The 14,246-nt window shown below is 71.6% G+C and carries 15 protein-coding genes; 3 read left to right on the top strand and 12 right to left on the bottom strand.

Annotated features, from left to right (window positions below):
• Positions 1–38 precede the first annotated feature (38 nt).
• Positions 39–1,208: a zinc-dependent alcohol dehydrogenase gene (locus AC5L30_RS29205; RefSeq protein ID WP_494871180.1), complete on the bottom strand. Its 1,170-nt coding sequence runs from the start codon at positions 1,206–1,208 to the stop codon at positions 39–41.
• Entirely contained in the window at positions 1,205–1,843 is a 639-nt protein-coding gene (locus tag AC5L30_RS29200; protein WP_494871179.1) for an SRPBCC family protein, read from the bottom strand. The genes AC5L30_RS29205 and AC5L30_RS29200 overlap by 4 nt, the downstream gene beginning before the upstream one ends.
• Positions 1,844–2,001: 158 nt before the next feature.
• On the opposite strand from AC5L30_RS29200, the gene AC5L30_RS29195 reads away from it, so the two are divergent.
• The gene (locus tag AC5L30_RS29195; protein WP_494871177.1) at positions 2,002–3,081 is read left to right on the top strand and encodes a glycosyltransferase family 2 protein; all 1,080 of its coding nucleotides are present in this window, start codon (positions 2,002–2,004) and stop codon (positions 3,079–3,081) included.
• A 101-nt stretch (positions 3,082–3,182) separates the two neighbouring features.
• Here AC5L30_RS29195 and AC5L30_RS29190 read toward each other — a convergent pair whose 3' ends face one another.
• From AC5L30_RS29190 to AC5L30_RS29180, 3 genes are read right to left on the bottom strand one after another with little or no spacing between them, the layout of a single operon-like run.
• A complete protein-coding gene (locus tag AC5L30_RS29190) occupies positions 3,183–3,800 on the bottom strand; it encodes a DUF3618 domain-containing protein (protein ID WP_494871175.1) in 618 nt (205 codons plus the stop codon).
• Positions 3,797–4,264: a phage holin family protein gene (locus tag AC5L30_RS29185; protein WP_494871173.1), complete on the bottom strand. Its 468-nt coding sequence runs from the start codon at positions 4,262–4,264 to the stop codon at positions 3,797–3,799. The genes AC5L30_RS29190 and AC5L30_RS29185 overlap by 4 nt, the downstream gene beginning before the upstream one ends.
• Positions 4,265–4,295: 31 nt before the next feature.
• Complete coding sequence (locus AC5L30_RS29180; protein WP_494871171.1) at positions 4,296–5,141, bottom strand: hypothetical protein; 846 nt, start codon at positions 5,139–5,141, stop codon at positions 4,296–4,298.
• A gap of 231 nt (positions 5,142–5,372) precedes the next feature.
• On the opposite strand from AC5L30_RS29180, the gene AC5L30_RS29175 reads away from it, so the two are divergent.
• Together AC5L30_RS29175 and AC5L30_RS29170 are read left to right on the top strand one after the other, a co-directional pair.
• The gene (locus AC5L30_RS29175) at positions 5,373–5,864 is read left to right on the top strand and encodes a DUF4383 domain-containing protein (RefSeq protein ID WP_494871169.1); all 492 of its coding nucleotides are present in this window, start codon (positions 5,373–5,375) and stop codon (positions 5,862–5,864) included.
• Positions 5,865–5,930: 66 nt separating this feature from the next.
• On the top strand, positions 5,931–6,590 hold the full coding sequence (locus AC5L30_RS29170; protein WP_494871168.1) for a DUF6766 family protein: 660 nt from the start codon (positions 5,931–5,933) through the stop codon (positions 6,588–6,590).
• A gap of 32 nt (positions 6,591–6,622) precedes the next feature.
• Here AC5L30_RS29170 and AC5L30_RS29165 read toward each other — a convergent pair whose 3' ends face one another.
• From AC5L30_RS29165 to AC5L30_RS29135, 7 genes are all read right to left on the bottom strand, one after another.
• Positions 6,623–7,072 carry a GNAT family N-acetyltransferase gene (locus AC5L30_RS29165; protein WP_494871166.1) on the bottom strand — a complete coding sequence of 150 codons (450 nt, stop codon included), beginning with the start codon at positions 7,070–7,072 and terminating at the stop codon, positions 6,623–6,625.
• A 70-nt stretch (positions 7,073–7,142) separates the two neighbouring features.
• Entirely contained in the window at positions 7,143–8,618 is a 1,476-nt protein-coding gene (gene obgE, locus AC5L30_RS29160) for a GTPase ObgE (protein WP_494871164.1), read from the bottom strand.
• 93 nt (positions 8,619–8,711) lie between these two features.
• Positions 8,712–8,966: a 50S ribosomal protein L27 gene (gene rpmA, locus AC5L30_RS29155; RefSeq protein ID WP_007464062.1), complete on the bottom strand. Its 255-nt coding sequence runs from the start codon at positions 8,964–8,966 to the stop codon at positions 8,712–8,714.
• Between the two features lie 11 nt (positions 8,967–8,977).
• Complete coding sequence (rplU, locus tag AC5L30_RS29150) at positions 8,978–9,292, bottom strand: 50S ribosomal protein L21 (protein WP_007464063.1); 315 nt, start codon at positions 9,290–9,292, stop codon at positions 8,978–8,980.
• A 166-nt stretch (positions 9,293–9,458) separates the two neighbouring features.
• Positions 9,459–9,941 carry a hypothetical protein gene (locus tag AC5L30_RS29145; protein ID WP_494871163.1) on the bottom strand — a complete coding sequence of 161 codons (483 nt, stop codon included), beginning with the start codon at positions 9,939–9,941 and terminating at the stop codon, positions 9,459–9,461.
• A 116-nt stretch (positions 9,942–10,057) separates the two neighbouring features.
• The gene (locus AC5L30_RS29140) at positions 10,058–13,177 is read right to left on the bottom strand and encodes an Rne/Rng family ribonuclease (RefSeq protein WP_494871161.1); all 3,120 of its coding nucleotides are present in this window, start codon (positions 13,175–13,177) and stop codon (positions 10,058–10,060) included.
• Positions 13,178–13,308: 131 nt separating this feature from the next.
• Positions 13,309–14,121, bottom strand: coding sequence for a TIGR03936 family radical SAM-associated protein (locus AC5L30_RS29135; protein ID WP_494871159.1), 813 nt, complete (start codon positions 14,119–14,121; stop codon positions 13,309–13,311).
• Positions 14,122–14,246 lie beyond the last annotated feature (125 nt).

Below are 14,246 nucleotides of genomic sequence, written 5' to 3'. Positions count from 1 at the left end.
CGATCGCGGTGACCAGCGAGGCGGGTGCGCCCAGCCCGTCAGGGATGCAGAACACTGCGCAGACAGCCGTCTTCCTTCTTCTCGAACAGCTCGTACCCCTGGGCGCCCTGCTCCAGGGAGAGCGGGTGGGTGGCCAGATAGCCGGGCTCGATCTCGCCGGCGGCGAGCCGGTCGAGCAGCATCGGGATGTAGCGCTGCGCGTGCATCTGGCCCATCCGCAGCACTAGGGCCTTGTTCATGGCCGCGCCGAGCGGAAACTTGTCGACCAGACCGGCGTACACACCGACGATGCTCACCGTGCCGCCCTTCCGGCAGGCCATGATCGCCTGGCGGACCGAGGTCGGGCGGTCGGTCTGCAACCGCGCCGCCTGCTTCACCCGGTCGTACGCGTAGGTCGGCCCGACGTCGTGTGACTCCATCCCGACGGCCTCGATGCAGGCGTCCGGGCCGCGCCCGGCGGTCAGCTCGCGCAACGCCTCCAGCACGTCGGTCTCCGCGTAGTTGATCGTCTCGACCCCGATCCGTTCGGTGGCGGTGGCGAGCCGATCCGGAAATCGGTCGATCATGATGACCCGCTCGGCGCCCAGGAGTTGCGCCGAACGGGCCGCCATCTGACCGACTCCACCCGCGCCCCAGACGGCCACCACCTCGCCACCGGTGAGCCCGCAGAGGTCCGCCGCCATCCACCCGGTGGGCATCGCGTCGGAGGCGAACACCACCGAGTCGTCCGGCACCCCGTCGGGTACGGCGAAGGCGCCGATGTCGCCGAACGGCACCCGGATGTACTCGGCGTGTGATCCGGCGTAGCCGCCGGCGGCGTGCGAGTAGCCCAGAATGCCGGCCGGCGAGTGCCCCCACAGCTTCTCGGTGAACACCGGTTGCGGATTGGAGTTGTCGCAGAGCGAGTACTGCTCCGTCCGGCAGTACCAACAGCCCCCGCAGGCGACCACCGACCCCACCACCACCCGGTCGCCCACCCGGTGCCGCCGCACGCCGGGCCCGGTCTCCACCACCTCACCCATGAACTCGTGGCCGAGGATGTCCCCCTCCCGCATCGCCGGCAGGTACCCGTTGATCAGGTGCAGGTCGGATCCGCAGACGCTGCTGGCCCGGACCCGCACGATGATGTCTCCCTCGGCGCGGATCTGGGGCTCCGGCACGTCCCGGACCGCCAGCTTGCCGACGCCTTCCCAGCAGAGCGCCCTCACGCCCGTCCTCCCGTCATCAACGTCTCCCGAACCTTGTCGGTCGTCTTCTCCTGGACCGGGCTCCGGCCGGACGGGTCGTCCCGGGTGTCCACCACCTGGCCGCACTCGATCAGCGCCTTCGCCCGGCGCAGCGCGTCCCGCAGCGCCAGGTCCGGCTCGTCGCCGCCGACCAGGCCGGCCAACCGACGCACCGGACCGGAGCGGTAACGCAGCTCGGCCCGGATCTCGGTGCCCCGGCCCTGGGGGGCTTCGACCAGCTCGATCCGCCCCAGCTGCGGCATCGGCCCGTCCTCGACCCGCCAACTCAGCGTGCCCGCCCCCTCGACGGTGATCTCGGCCCGCCACTGCGTCTCACCGCCGGCCCGGTCGCGGGCCACGCACCGCCAACGCCGCTCGTCGAGCTGTTGCAGCGTGGCCCACTCGGCCAGCGCGCCGTCCAGCCGTTCGCGGTCGGTCCAGAAACCGATCACTTCGTCCCGGGAGCGGTCCACAGTCACCCCGCGACGCACCACGTACCAGCCGTCCTGCCGGTCCGGCTGATGCCGACGCCGACGGCGGGCCACCGCCCGCCCCACCCCGACCGCCGTCGCCGCGGTAACGCCGAGCAGCGCCCACCTGGTTCCGTTGTTGGTCATCACGTCTATCTCCTCCACTCGGACAACCGGGCATGGACAGCTCTTAGGAGCAGCGCTACCCGGCGTCCGACAGTCGAAACGACTTCGCTGTTTGATCGACGGAAATGCGGGCAGATGCTGCTCAACACCGACGCGACCCTGTCCGCCACGGAGTTGTCATGTCCTCGCTCAGCCCTACCGGTGACACCCGGCGCGCCACGCGCCCACCGGACGTCGAACGCGAGAGCGCCGGCACGTCGCCGGTCCGCCTACCGATGACGTACGTGCTGCCGCTGCGGTGGCACACCGACACCGGCCTGGCCGAGCTGACCGACTACCTGCGCTGGCTGGCTGGTCGGGTCGAGGTGCTCGTGGTCGACGGCTCACCTCCGGACCTCTACGCGCGGCACGCCGAGGCGTGGCGAGGGCTGGTCCGGCACCTCCCACCGGACCCGAGCGCACGCGGGCTCAACGGCAAGGTGCTCGGGGTACACACCGGCGTCCGCGCGGCCGGCCACGAACAGGTGGTGATCGCCGACGACGACGTCCGGTACGACGAGGCCGCGCTGACCGCGGTACGCCGGCTGCTGGGCCGGGCCGACCTGGTCCGACCGCAGAACTACTTCGACCCGCTGCCCTGGCACGCCTGGTGGGACACCGGCCGCACGCTGCTCAACCGGGCGCTCGGCGCGGACTACCCGGGCACCCTCGCCGTGCGGCGCAGCACCTTCCTGGCCATGGGCGGGTACGACCCGGACGTGCTCTTCGAGAACCTGGAGCTGATCCGTACCGTGCGCGCGTACCGCGGCACCGAGGTCGCCCCGGCCTGGCTGTACGTCCGCCGGCTACCTCCGGCCGCCGCGCATTTCCGCGGTCAACGGGTCCGTCAGGCGTACGACGATCTGGCTCAGCCGGCTCGCCTGCTGACCGCGCTCGCGGTGCTGCCGGCGCTGGCGGCGGCGGTCGCGTCCCGCCGGCCCCGGGTGCTGCTCGGCGCGGTGGCCGGGGTCGTCGCACTGGCCGAGACGGGTCGCCGCCGCGCCGGCGGCGACCGGGTGTTCCCGCCGAGCACGGCGCTGGCCGCCCCGCTCTGGCTGCTGGAACGCGGCGTGTGCGGCTGGCTCGCGGTAGCCCAACGCCTACTGCTGGGCGGCGTCCGCTACGGCGACACCCGAATCCGCCGAGCCGCCAACCCCGCCCCGCGCCACCCGCAGACCCGCACGATCGTGCACTTCCGGTCGGGACAAGACCGCCCGTAGACCCACAGAACTCCAGCCGAAAACGCAAGATCGGCGCTCAACGCGACAGCTCGCGGGCACCCGAGGGTGGCCGCGAGCTGTCGTGCTGGGTTGGCACGGGATCAGGGGGTGGCGTGGTCCTTGACCTGGTGGGCGGCGGACTTGGTGTCGTCCTTGACCGCGTGCACGGCGTCCTGAGCGGTGGACTTCACCGAATCGGCGGCGTGCTGGGCCGGCTCGCGCAGCTCGCTGGCCACCTCGCCCAGCTTCTCCTTCACCGCCCCGCTGTGCTCGCTGACCTTGGCCTTCACCTGGGAGGCGGCCTGCTGCTCACGGCGGGAGGCCGGGATCAGCGACGAGGCCAGCCAGCCGACGCCGAACGCGATCAGACCGGCGGCGAGAGGGTTGCCCTGGGACTTCTGCCGAATCACCTGCGGCGCGCTGTGCGCGGCGTCGCTGACAGTGGTCGCCGCCGAGTGTGCGGCGTCGCTGACGCTGGAGGCCGCCGACGAGGCGCGGTCACCCACCGAGTGGGCGGCCTGGCCGGTGCCGTGGCCGAGGTCAGACGCGGTTCCCATGACCTTGTCCCTCACATTCTGCAGAGCGGAACGGGCCCGCTGCTTACGGTCGTCGACGATGCGGCCAGGGCTGACCTTGTACGCCAGCGCATCCACATCGGAGCTGAGGCTGTTACGGGTGGCTTCGATCTCCCGGCGGATCTGATCGGGATCGGTGCTCATCGGGTGACTCCCTCCGGGTGCGGCTTGAGCGCGTCGGGGATCCGCTGCACGCTGTCGTTGGTCTGCTTGAGCCCGCGTACGTGCTGGGCGTTCTTCTTGGCCATCGAGTAGAGGACCGCGGCGACCACGGCCCAGATCACGGCCACGATCAGCGCGGCCAGGCCGGAGTCCATGACGTTGTCCAGGAACTGCCATACCGCGATGGACACGAAGAGCGCCACCATGTAGCCGCCGAAGCCGGCACCGCCGAAGAGCCCGGCGGCCTTGCCGGCCTTCTTGCCCTCCTGGCGGATCTCGGCCTTGGCCAGCTCGACCTCCTGACGCATCAGCGTCGACAGGTCGGTGGTGACCTGACGCATCAGGTCACCGAGCGAGCTGCTCTTCACCTCCGCGGCGGTGTGCGGGGCACCCGCGTCGGGGTGGTAACCGGAGTCCAGACCGGACCCCTGCGTCGGCATGCTCATGCCGTCGCCTCCCTTCGGATGACTCGGCGGCTCACGGGCGAGGGCTGCCGCTGGACGGCACGCCCGGCAGCGGGTCGGTCTGAGTCACCGGCGGCAGCGGCTGACCGGTGCCGGAGTGCTCCGGGTTGTCGCCCCGGCCGGGCTCGGCGTAGCCGCCAGGCGCCGGGTCGGCATAGGTACCAGGCGTCTGGTCGGTGTAGCCACCGGACGTCGGCGGGGTGTGCGTACCGGGGGTCGGGTCGAGGTAGCCGCCCGGCGGGACGGCGTCCGGCACCGCGCGGGACGACGGCGGCTGCGTCGGGATCACGGCGGTCTGCTCCGGGTCGTACGCCCCGGCGCCCCGGTAGGCCGAGGACCCGTTGCCGGCGTCGTCGCCACCGGCCGAGATGCCGCGGGTCAGCCGGCCGGCCAGCACACCGAGGACCGCCGCGCCGACCAGGAAGGTGCCCGGGTTACGCCGCGCGTAGTCGCGTACCTCGGTGATCAGATCGCCGGGCTCGCGCTCCTCGAGCCAACCAGCGACGCCGTGCACCCGGTCGGCGGCCTGGCGGGCCAGCTCACTCACCGGGCCGGCCTGGCCACCGTTCTCGGCCATCGAGCGCATCTCGTCGGCCAGCGAACGCAGCCCACCGGCAGCGCGGCGCTGCTGCTCGCCGGTCTGGCTGGCGAGCTGACTGCGGGCCTCGCCGTACAGGTTGCGGGCCTGCCGGGCGGCCTCCCGGCCGACCTCTGCGCCCTGCTCCTTGGCGGTCTGGGCGACCGCGCCACCGGCCTGCGCGGCCTCCGACCCGACCTGGCGCGCCTGGTCGCGGACGCCACCGCCGTTGGTCGACTGCTGCCCGTACGTGGAGGACGTAGGTGAAAGATCGTAAGTCATGATTTCCCTTCCGCTCAGAAAGTCGTCGCGGTTGTGGCTGGGGGGTTGCGGACGCGTTGCCGCCGCCGCTGACCATTCACCTACCCTGCGTTCTCGCTTCCATACCTCTTCGTGCATTTCTCTGCGCCGCCCACCGGATGGACTTCAAAATGGAGGATCGTCGGGCTGCGTCACGTCGCCGCCGCGGACAGTGAGGTTCGCGAGGCCGGCAGATCCACGAAGGGGGCAGCGATGGCACGAGACGCACGGGGCGGCCGAGCCGCCGCCCCCCGACCCCGGGTCCAGCTGGCCGCGCTGGTCGTGGCCGGGGTCTTCCTGCTGATCGGCGTCCTCGGCTTCATCCCCGGCATCACCACCGACTACGGCGAGCTGCGCTTCGCCGGGCACCACTCCGACGCCCACCTGCTCGGGCTGTTCCAGGTGTCGATCCTGCACAACGCGGTGCACCTGCTCTTCGGGCTGGTCGGCCTGGTGCTGGCCCGCAGCGTCGCCGGCGCCCGGGTGTTCCTGGCCGCCGGTGGCGCGATCTACCTCGCTCTCTGGCTATACGGCCTGGCGATCGAGGCGGTCAACCCGGAGGGCGGGGCGAACATCCTGCCGGTCAACGACGCCGACAACTGGCTGCACCTCGCGCTCGGCTTCGGGATGCTCGCGCTCGGGCTGCTGCTGTCGAACCAGGCAGGCACCGGCGGACGCCTGGACAGCCCAGCCGACCGGCACTGACCTGGCACTTCGGGGTTTCGCGGTCACCCCCGCAGGGGTAATTGACCGGCGAAGGAGGGTGCGATCATGCCTCGTTGGCTACGCAACAACGCCCTGGCCGTCGTCATGCTGGGGGCGTTCCTGGTCTTTCTGGTGTTGCAGAGCGTCTTCGGCTGGCAGACCCACAATGAGGAGCTGACCGAGTTCGGGGCCGCGCCGTTGAGCTGGCCGGCGTACCTGACCAGTGGGCACTTCGCCGAGTCGGTCTTCGAGAACTGGGAGTCGGAGTTCCTCCAGATGGGCGGGTACGTGCTGCTCACCGCGTACCTGGTGCAGCGGGGCTCGGCCGAGTCGAAGCCGATGGACCAGACCGATCGACCCGAGGACGACGAGCGCCGGGCGACCCCGCAGTCACCCTGGCCGGTACGCGTCGGCGGCCTGCCGCTGGTGATCTACCGGAACAGCCTCTCCCTCGCGCTGCTGCTGATCTTCGCCGGTTCGTTCGTCGGTCACCTGCTCGGCGGCACCGCCGCGTACAACCAGGAGCAGGCGCTCCAGAGCGGCGCACCGCCGATCGGGGCGTGGGAGTTCCTCGGCACCAGCGACTTCTGGTTCCAGTCCATGCAGAACTGGCAGAGCGAGTTCCTCGCCGTCGGTGCGCTGATCCTGCTGAGCATCGTGCTGCGCCAGCACGCCTCGCCGGAGTCGAAGCCGGTGACCGTCGAGCACGCCAGCACCGGCGCCTGAACCGGCGGCGCGAGCGGCGGCGACACCGACCGTCAGGCCGCGACCGGCAACCGCTTGGCGAAACAGACGCTGTACGGGTTGCCCACGTACTCGCCGTAGACCGGAATCCGCTGGTAGCCGCACGAGGTGTACAAGGCGATCGCGGCCGGCAGGTAGGTGCCCGTCTCCAGGCAGACCACCGAGTGCCCCTGCCGGAACGCGCACTCCTCCAGCGCGGCGAGCAGCTGACGACCGATCCCCCGCCCCCGGTACGCGGGCCGGACGTACATCCGCTTGACCTCGCCGGTTTCGGCATCGAGCGCCTGGAGCCCACCGCAGGCGACCGCCCGACCGTTCACCACCACCGCCAGGTAGCGGACGTCGTCATGGGGGACGAAGACCTGCCCATCCAACCCACCATCGGCCTCGCGCAGCTCACGCTGCTGCGCGGTGACCATGGCGGAGATCTCCGGATCGATGGCAGGCCGGGACTCGATCAGCATCACCCCACGCTAGGACGCGTGGATTTCGCGGAGGTTTCCGGAAATCAACCCCATCACGGAGTGCAACGAACTACTCGGCGTCGTCCTCGTCGTCGATGTCGTCGTCGAGGTCGTCGGACGCGTCCGCGCCCACCTCGTCCGCCGACCGCACCCGGCGAGCCTTGCGGGCGGCGAGCCGATCCGCGGCGGAAGCCCGGTTCGACTTCTCCTCCAGACGGACGTCGGTGCCCCGGTTGCCGGGTACGAAGTCCACACCGGCGAAGAGCGTCGGCTGCCAGTCGAACTCGCGCGCACCGATCCGGACCAGATCACCGGGCTGCGCGCCGGCCTTGGCCAGCTTGTCCTCCACCCCGAGCCGGGCCAGCCGGTCAGCCAGGAAGCCGACCGCCTCGTCGTTGTCGAAGTTGGTCTGCTTGACCCAGCGTTCCGGCCGGACACCGCGGACGGTGAACGAGCCATCCGCCTCGGCCGTGATGGTGAAACCGTCGTCGTCCACGGCCATCGGCCGGATCACGATCCGGGTCGGCTCGGCGGGCGGAGCGGCCTTACGCTCCGCATCGACCAGCTCGGCCATCGCGTAGGTCAGCTCCTTGAGCCCCTCCCGGGTAGCCGCGGAGACCTCGAACACCCGGTAACCGCGCTCCTCCAGGTCGGGGCGCACGATCTCGGCGAGGTCGCGGCCGTCCGGCACGTCGACCTTGTTGACGGCCACCAGCCGTGGACGCTCGGCCAGGCCGCCGTACTGGCTCAGCTCGGCCTCGATGGCGTCGATGTCGGCCACCGGGTCACGGCCGGGCTCCAGGGTCGCCGAGTCGATCACGTGCACCAGCACCGCGCAGCGCTCGATGTGCCGCAGGAACTCCAGGCCCAGCCCCTTGCCGGTGGCCGCGCCGGGGATCAGGCCCGGCACGTCCGCGACGGTGAAGGTGTGGTTGTCCAGCCGGACCACACCGAGGTTGGGCACCAGTGTGGTGAACGGATAGTCGGCGATCTTCGGCTTCGCGGCGGAGATCACCGAGATCAGCGACGACTTGCCGGCGGACGGGAAGCCCACCAGGCCCACATCGGCGACGCTCTTCAGCTCCAGCACGATGTCCAGTTGGTCGCCGGGCTCGCCCAGCTCGGCGAAGCCGGGTGCCTTGCGCTTCGCGTTGGCCAGCGAGGCGTTGCCCCGCCCGCCACGCCCGCCGCGGGCGACCTCGAAGGTGGTGCCGGCGCCGACCATGTCGGCCAGCACGGTGCCATCGGAGGTCTGCACCACGGTGCCGTTGGGCACCTTGAGCACCAGGTTGCGGCCGTTGGCCCCGTCCCGGTTCGAGCCGGCGCCGCCCTTGCCGTTGTCGGCCTTGACGTGCGGGTGGAAGTGGAAGTCGAGCAGCGTGGTCACCTGCGGGTCGACCACCAGGGACACGCTGCCCCCGTGCCCACCGTTGCCGCCGTCCGGCCCACCGAAGGGCTTGAACTTCTCCCGGTGGATCGAGACACAACCGTGCCCGCCATCGCCGGCCTGCAGATGCAGAACGACCCGGTCAACGAACGTTGCCACGGCGTCAATCCTTCCAGCGAGGTCCGACCTCGCACTTCGAAAAAGGCTAAGCGGGCCGGGACCCTGAGGTCCGCGGCCCGCTTAGCCCGAGAACTACTGCTGCGGAACGATGCTGACGGTCTTACGACCGCGCTTGGTGCCGAACAGGACCGCACCGGCGGACAGCGCGAACAGCGTGTCGTCGCCGCCACGGCCGACCAGGTCACCGGGGTGGAACTTGGTGCCACGCTGCCGGATGATGATCTCACCGGCGCTGACAACCTGACCACCGAAGCGCTTCACGCCGAGTCGCTGGGCCGCGGAGTCACGACCGTTACGCGAGCTGGACGCACCCTTTTTGTGAGCCATTGGAGGACGACCTACTTCCCGCTGGAGATGCCGGTCACCTTGACCTGGGTCAACGGCTGGCGGTGACCCTGGCGCTTGTGGTAGCCGGTCTTGTTCTTGAACTTGTGGATCCGGATCTTCGGGCCCTTGGTGTGCGCGGCGATTTCGCCGGACACCGCGACCTCGGCAAGCTTCGCCGCGTCGGTCACCAGGTCGTCACCGTCGACGAGGAGCACCGCGGTGAGCTTCACCGCGTCACCGGGGGCACCGGTGAGCTTCTCGACCTCGATCACGTCGCCCTCGGCGACCTTGTACTGCTTGCCGCCGGTCTTGACGATCGCGTACATCGGAGGCGGACTCCCTGTCGTTGAGGCTGCTGGCGGTCGTCCCCGCAGCGGCTCGCCGGGTAGCAGTGCACGGCGGCGCGGGCACACGGGAACTCGGCACACCAAAGGTGGGCCGCAGGCAAGAGTACGCCATCGCTGGCCCGGACCCCAAACCGGCCCGCCCTGGTCAGCGCCCGCAGAGCTGGTCGAGGCGCTGCTGGAGCCGATCCAGCTCGGTCTCGTCGATCGACTCGACGTCGGCGCCGAGCGCGGAAACCTCGGTCCCGATGTCGGCGAGCAGAGTCTTGAGCTGCGGATCGTCGGTTCGCGTCGACTGCTCCCGCAGCACGGTCCGCCAGTCGGCCAGCGCCGCCTCGGCCCGCCCCCGGGCGGCCTCGGCCGTGCGGCTGTCCCCGGCACCCACCGCGGCGAGCATCTGGCCCAGCTCCGCCACGTACGTCCGGACGGCAGTGGTGCTGGCCTCCTGCGCGGTGGTGCAGACCTCGCTGGCGTCACCGCCCGCCACTCCACCGCTGGCCGGCACGCCGGTCGGCCCGGGAGAGGTGCCAGCGGCCGTTGAGCCAGCGCCCTCGGCGGTCCCGTCGGTGGAACAGCCGGCCGCGCCGGAGAGCATGGTGAGCAGCACGGTGACCGCGAGCAGACGGCGCATCTTCTCCTCCTGACCTGGGACGGCCGATCGAGGACCGGGTGGCCGCAACGGCGAGGTCCCTCCCCCGTCACTTTGCCGGGAGAGGGACCTCGTCAAACACGCGGCCGGTCAGGCGCTCAGGGGCGGGTCCGCCGACGGGCGCCACCGCGACGCGACCGGCGACGGCCGCCACCACCCTCGGTGGCCTCCTCGTCGCCCTCACCGTCAGCGAGCGCGTCCGGGTCGTCCGCCGCGGCCAGCCGAGCCGACTCGCCCTGCTGAGCGTCGGAGATCGCCGGCGCGGCGGCGGTGTCCGACTCGTAGCGGGACAGGTCGTAGCCCATGGTGTCCTGGTAGTCGGCGTCCGGTTCGGCGTGGGAATCGGTGTCGACGACCTCGACCACGGTCCGCTCGGCCGCGGCCGGGGCGTTCTTGCGGGCCCGGCGGCGCGACGGCGTGGCACTCGGCTCGGCCGCCGGAGCGGGAGCCGTCGACGAGGCGACCGCCTTGACCTTCTCCCCCGCACCAGCGGGGCGCGGCTTCTCCGGCACCGGCTCGGTGTGGATGATGACGCCCCGACCCTTGCAGCACTCACAGGTCTCGCTGAACGCCTCCAGCAGGCCCGCGCCGATCCGCTTACGGGTCATCTGCACCAGGCCGAGCGAGGTGATCTCGGTGACCTGATGCTTGGTGCGGTCCCGGCCCAGGCACTCGGTGAGCCGGCGCAGCACCAGCTCACGGTTCGACTCCAGCACCATGTCGATGAAGTCGATCACCACGATGCCACCGATGTCCCGCAGCCGGAGCTGACGGACGATCTCCTCCGCCGCCTCCAGGTTGTTGCGGGTGACGGTCTCCTCCAGGTTGCCCCCGGAGCCGGTGTACTTGCCGGTGTTGACGTCGACGACCGTCATCGCCTCGGTGCGGTCGATCACCAGCGAGCCGCCGGAGGGCAGGAAGACCTTGCGATCCAGACCCTTGATGATCTGCTCGTCGATCCGGTACTCGGCGAAGACGTCGCTCGTGCCGACGTGCCGGCGCACCCGGTCGACCAGGTCCGGGGAGACGTGCGACAGGTACGACTCGACCATGTCGTACGACTGCTCGCCCTCGATCACCAGCTCGCGGAAGTCCTCGTTGAACAGGTCCCGGACCACCCGGATGACCAGGTCGGGCTCCCCGTAGAGCAGCACCGGAGCGCCACCCTCGGCGGCCTTGGCCTGGATGTCCTCCCACTGCGCCTGGAGCCGCTTGACGTCGCGGGCCAGCTCGTCCTCGGTGGCGCCCTCGGCGGCCGTCCGGACGATCACGCCCGCACCGTCCGGGACCAACTTCTTGAGCACGTCGCGCAGCCGCTTGCGCTCGTTGTCCGGCAGCTTGCGGCTGATCCCGGAGGCGTTGCCGTTGGGCACGTAGACCAGGTGCCGGCCCGAGAGCGCGATGTGGCTGGTCAGTCGGGCGCCCTTGTGCCCGATCGGGTCCTTGGTGACCTGGACCAGCACCGAGTCGCCGGAGCGCAGCGCCTGCTCGATCGAGCGGGCCCGCCCCTCCAGCCCGGAGGTGTCCCAGTTGACCTCACCGGCGTACAGCACCGCGTTGCGGCCCCGGCCGACGTCGACGAACGCTGCCTCCATGCTCGGCAGCACGTTCTGCACCTTGCCCAGGTACACGTTGCCGGCCATCGTGCCGGAGGAGTTGCGGGTGACGTAGTGCTCGACCAGGACGCCGTCCTCCAGGACGGCGATCTGGGTGCGATCACCGCGCTGGCGAACCGCCATCACCCGGTCGACGGCCTCCCGGCGCGCCAGGAACTCCGACTCACTGAGGATCGGCGGACGGGTACGCCGCTGCTCCCGACCGTCCCGGCGGCGCTGACGCTTGGCCTCCAGCCGGGTCGAGCCGGACACACCCTGCACCTCGTCGACGGTCCGGCGCGGCTCGCGGATCTTCACCACGGTCGGCACACCGTCGTCCGCCGCGCCCTCGGTGTCACCGGCGCCACGACGGCGACGGCGACGGCGGCGACGGGTCAGGCCGTCCCCGCCCTCGGACTCCTCGTCCTCGTCGCCCTCGCCCTCGGCCTCGGCGGTCTCTTCCTCGTCGGCCTGCGCCGCCTCCTCGGACTCCTCGTCCTCGGCGTCGTCGGCCCCGCCCTTGCCCCGGCCCCGGCCGCGGCGACCACGCCGGCGGCGGCGGCGCGCGGCGGCGCTGTCCTCGTCGTCCTCATCCGCCTCGGCGGCCTCGTCGGCCTCCTCGGTCGGCTCCTCCTCGGCCTCGATCGCCTCGATCGGCTCCACCGGCTCGACCTCGCGGCGACCACGCCGACGGCGGCGGGACGGCTCGGCGGCCTCCTCGACGGCCGGCTCCTCGGTCGCGGCGGCGGGCTCCACCGGTCGGGTCACCGGGACAGCGTCCGGCTGGGGCGCCATGAACAGCACGGTGGGCGCGGAGAGCGCAGCGCGCCGACGACGGGTACGCGGCTGCTCCGGCTCGATCTCGGCCGGCTCATCCGTCACACCGGAGACAGCCACACCCGGTGGCACCTCGCCGGAGCGGTCCTGCGCGCCACTGCTCCAGGCCAGCTCGGCGGCGGAGGCGCTCGGCAGCGTCTCCGAGTCGTTCAACTCGGCCTCGGCCTCGCGCAGGTCGGACTCCGCCGGCTCCTCGGCGACGACCGACTCCTCGGCGACGACCGGCTCCTCGACGGCGGGCACCTCGTCGGCGGCAGCCGGCTGCTCGGTGGCGGGCGGCTCCTCGACGGCAGCCGGGGTGGCCTTCTTGCGCCGGGTACGGGTCACCTTGACCGGCGGAACCACCTCGGCCGAGGCGGCCTCCGCGGAGGCGGCGACCAGCGGTTCCTCAGCGGTTGTCTCGACGGCGGCCGCCTTGCGGCGACGCCGGGGGGTCTTCGGGGCGACATCCAGGTCGCCGGAGACCGGAGCGAAGACCTCCGCCTGCGGCGACTCGACGTTGCCGGCGCCACCGGTGGGCGCCTCGATGGGGGCGTCGGTCTGCTCCGGCTGGTTCAGCGGGGCGGCCCGACGACGGGTCGCCCGGGTACGCCGCGCCGGCGCGGCCGGCTCGGCGGTCTCCCCACCGGGAGCGCTCTGCGCGCCGGCCGGTTCCACCGAGGCCGAACCGACCGCGGTGCTGGGGGGCGCGACGGCGGCGCCGTCGGCAGTGCTGCTCTGGTCGGCGGTCTCGCTGGCCGGCTGTGAACCGGTCCGTTCGCCGCCCTCGGGCTCGTTCTCGAGCATGGACGTTCTCCAGTTCTGGCTACCCCGGGCGCGGGTGAGCGCTGCCACGCAGGGTCGCCGCAAAAGTGTTTCCGCCGGGCGCGCGTGGTGCGCGACCGCCGAAGTCTGCCTGCCAGAACACCGACCGTCGGTCAGTGCCCAACGATGGCTGCCCCGTCGCGGTCCGCATCCAACGGATCCACGATCGCACCCTGCGCGGTCAACGTGCCCTGAGCCAGCCGGGTCACCCTCGGCGAAACCGGCGGCTCCAGGTCGGCCACCACGCGGAGGCCGGAAAGGACGTCATCGGGCCGTACGGACGGGGTGACCTGCCGCACGACCAGTTCGAGTATCGCACACGGTACGGCCGGCTCCCCGGAAGGCGTCGGCGTAGGCAGTTGGACATCGATCGATATCACGGCGGCTCGGGCGTCGAAAGTGCGTCGACCCTGCTTGGTCATCCGCTCCACCAGCACCTCCTCGGCCGCCACGAAAGCGTCCACCGCGGCGCGCAGCACCGCCGTGTCGACCTCGGGCAACTCGATGTGCCAGTGCGACGCCTCGATCCGGTCCGGCAGGTTGCCCCCCTCGGCGATCACGGCGTCCAGGACGTCCAGCCCCGGCGAGAGCGCGGCGTCCAACGCGGCGCGCAGCGCCTCCGGGTCGACCGCGGCCTGAAGGGCGATCTCCAGGTACTCCGCCTCGCTCGCCACCCCGGTGGGCGCGGCGCTGGCGTAGGAGATCTTCGGGTGCGGATGAAAACCCTGGGAGAAGGCGACCGGCACAGCGGCCCGGCGTAGCGCGCGCTCGAACGCCCGGGCGAAGTCCCGGTGCGAGGTGAAGCGCAACGGCCCGCGCTTGGCGTACCGGATGCGGACGCGCTGGACGACCGGTGCCTGGCCGCCCTCGGGTTGAGGCTTTCTGGCGATCGTGGGCTCCTCGGGTGTACCTGCGTGTCCGCCCATCCTGGCGCAGGCCTCGTGACGGTACGCAGCCGGGGCGGTCGAACCGCCCCGGCAGAGGGGGGTAAACCGGTCACCAGGGCGGTGACCACCCGCCACGAAAGCCGATGGCCGGCCGGTGACGCGGA

It is taken from the genome of Micromonospora sp. BQ32 (genome assembly GCF_059358895.1).
The sequence above is the reverse complement of the archived record's forward strand: the minus strand, read 5'-3'. Positions and strand labels throughout refer to the sequence as shown.

Bases quoted from the DNA above. Each gene is read 5' to 3' on its own strand.
- AC5L30_RS29200 (WP_494871179.1), bottom strand. From the start codon at position 1,843: ATGACCAACAACGGAACCAGGTGGGCGCTGCTCGGCGTTACCGCGGCG.
- AC5L30_RS29135 (WP_494871159.1), bottom strand. From the start codon at position 14,121: ATGGGCGGACACGCAGGTACACCCGAGGAGCCCACGATCGCCAGAAAG.
- AC5L30_RS29195 (WP_494871177.1), top strand. From the start codon at position 2,002: ATGTCCTCGCTCAGCCCTACCGGTGACACCCGGCGCGCCACGCGCCCA.
- AC5L30_RS29140 (WP_494871161.1), bottom strand. From the start codon at position 13,177: ATGCTCGAGAACGAGCCCGAGGGCGGCGAACGGACCGGTTCACAGCCG.
- AC5L30_RS29185 (WP_494871173.1), bottom strand. From the start codon at position 4,264: ATGAGCATGCCGACGCAGGGGTCCGGTCTGGACTCCGGTTACCACCCC.
- rplU (WP_007464063.1), bottom strand. From the start codon at position 9,292: ATGTACGCGATCGTCAAGACCGGCGGCAAGCAGTACAAGGTCGCCGAG.
- AC5L30_RS29165 (WP_494871166.1), bottom strand. From the start codon at position 7,072: ATGCTGATCGAGTCCCGGCCTGCCATCGATCCGGAGATCTCCGCCATG.
- AC5L30_RS29145 (WP_494871163.1), bottom strand. From the start codon at position 9,941: ATGCGCCGTCTGCTCGCGGTCACCGTGCTGCTCACCATGCTCTCCGGC.
- AC5L30_RS29180 (WP_494871171.1), bottom strand. From the start codon at position 5,141: ATGACTTACGATCTTTCACCTACGTCCTCCACGTACGGGCAGCAGTCG.
- AC5L30_RS29170 (WP_494871168.1), top strand. From the start codon at position 5,931: ATGCCTCGTTGGCTACGCAACAACGCCCTGGCCGTCGTCATGCTGGGG.
- AC5L30_RS29175 (WP_494871169.1), top strand. From the start codon at position 5,373: ATGGCACGAGACGCACGGGGCGGCCGAGCCGCCGCCCCCCGACCCCGG.
- AC5L30_RS29190 (WP_494871175.1), bottom strand. From the start codon at position 3,800: ATGAGCACCGATCCCGATCAGATCCGCCGGGAGATCGAAGCCACCCGT.
- rpmA (WP_007464062.1), bottom strand. From the start codon at position 8,966: ATGGCTCACAAAAAGGGTGCGTCCAGCTCGCGTAACGGTCGTGACTCC.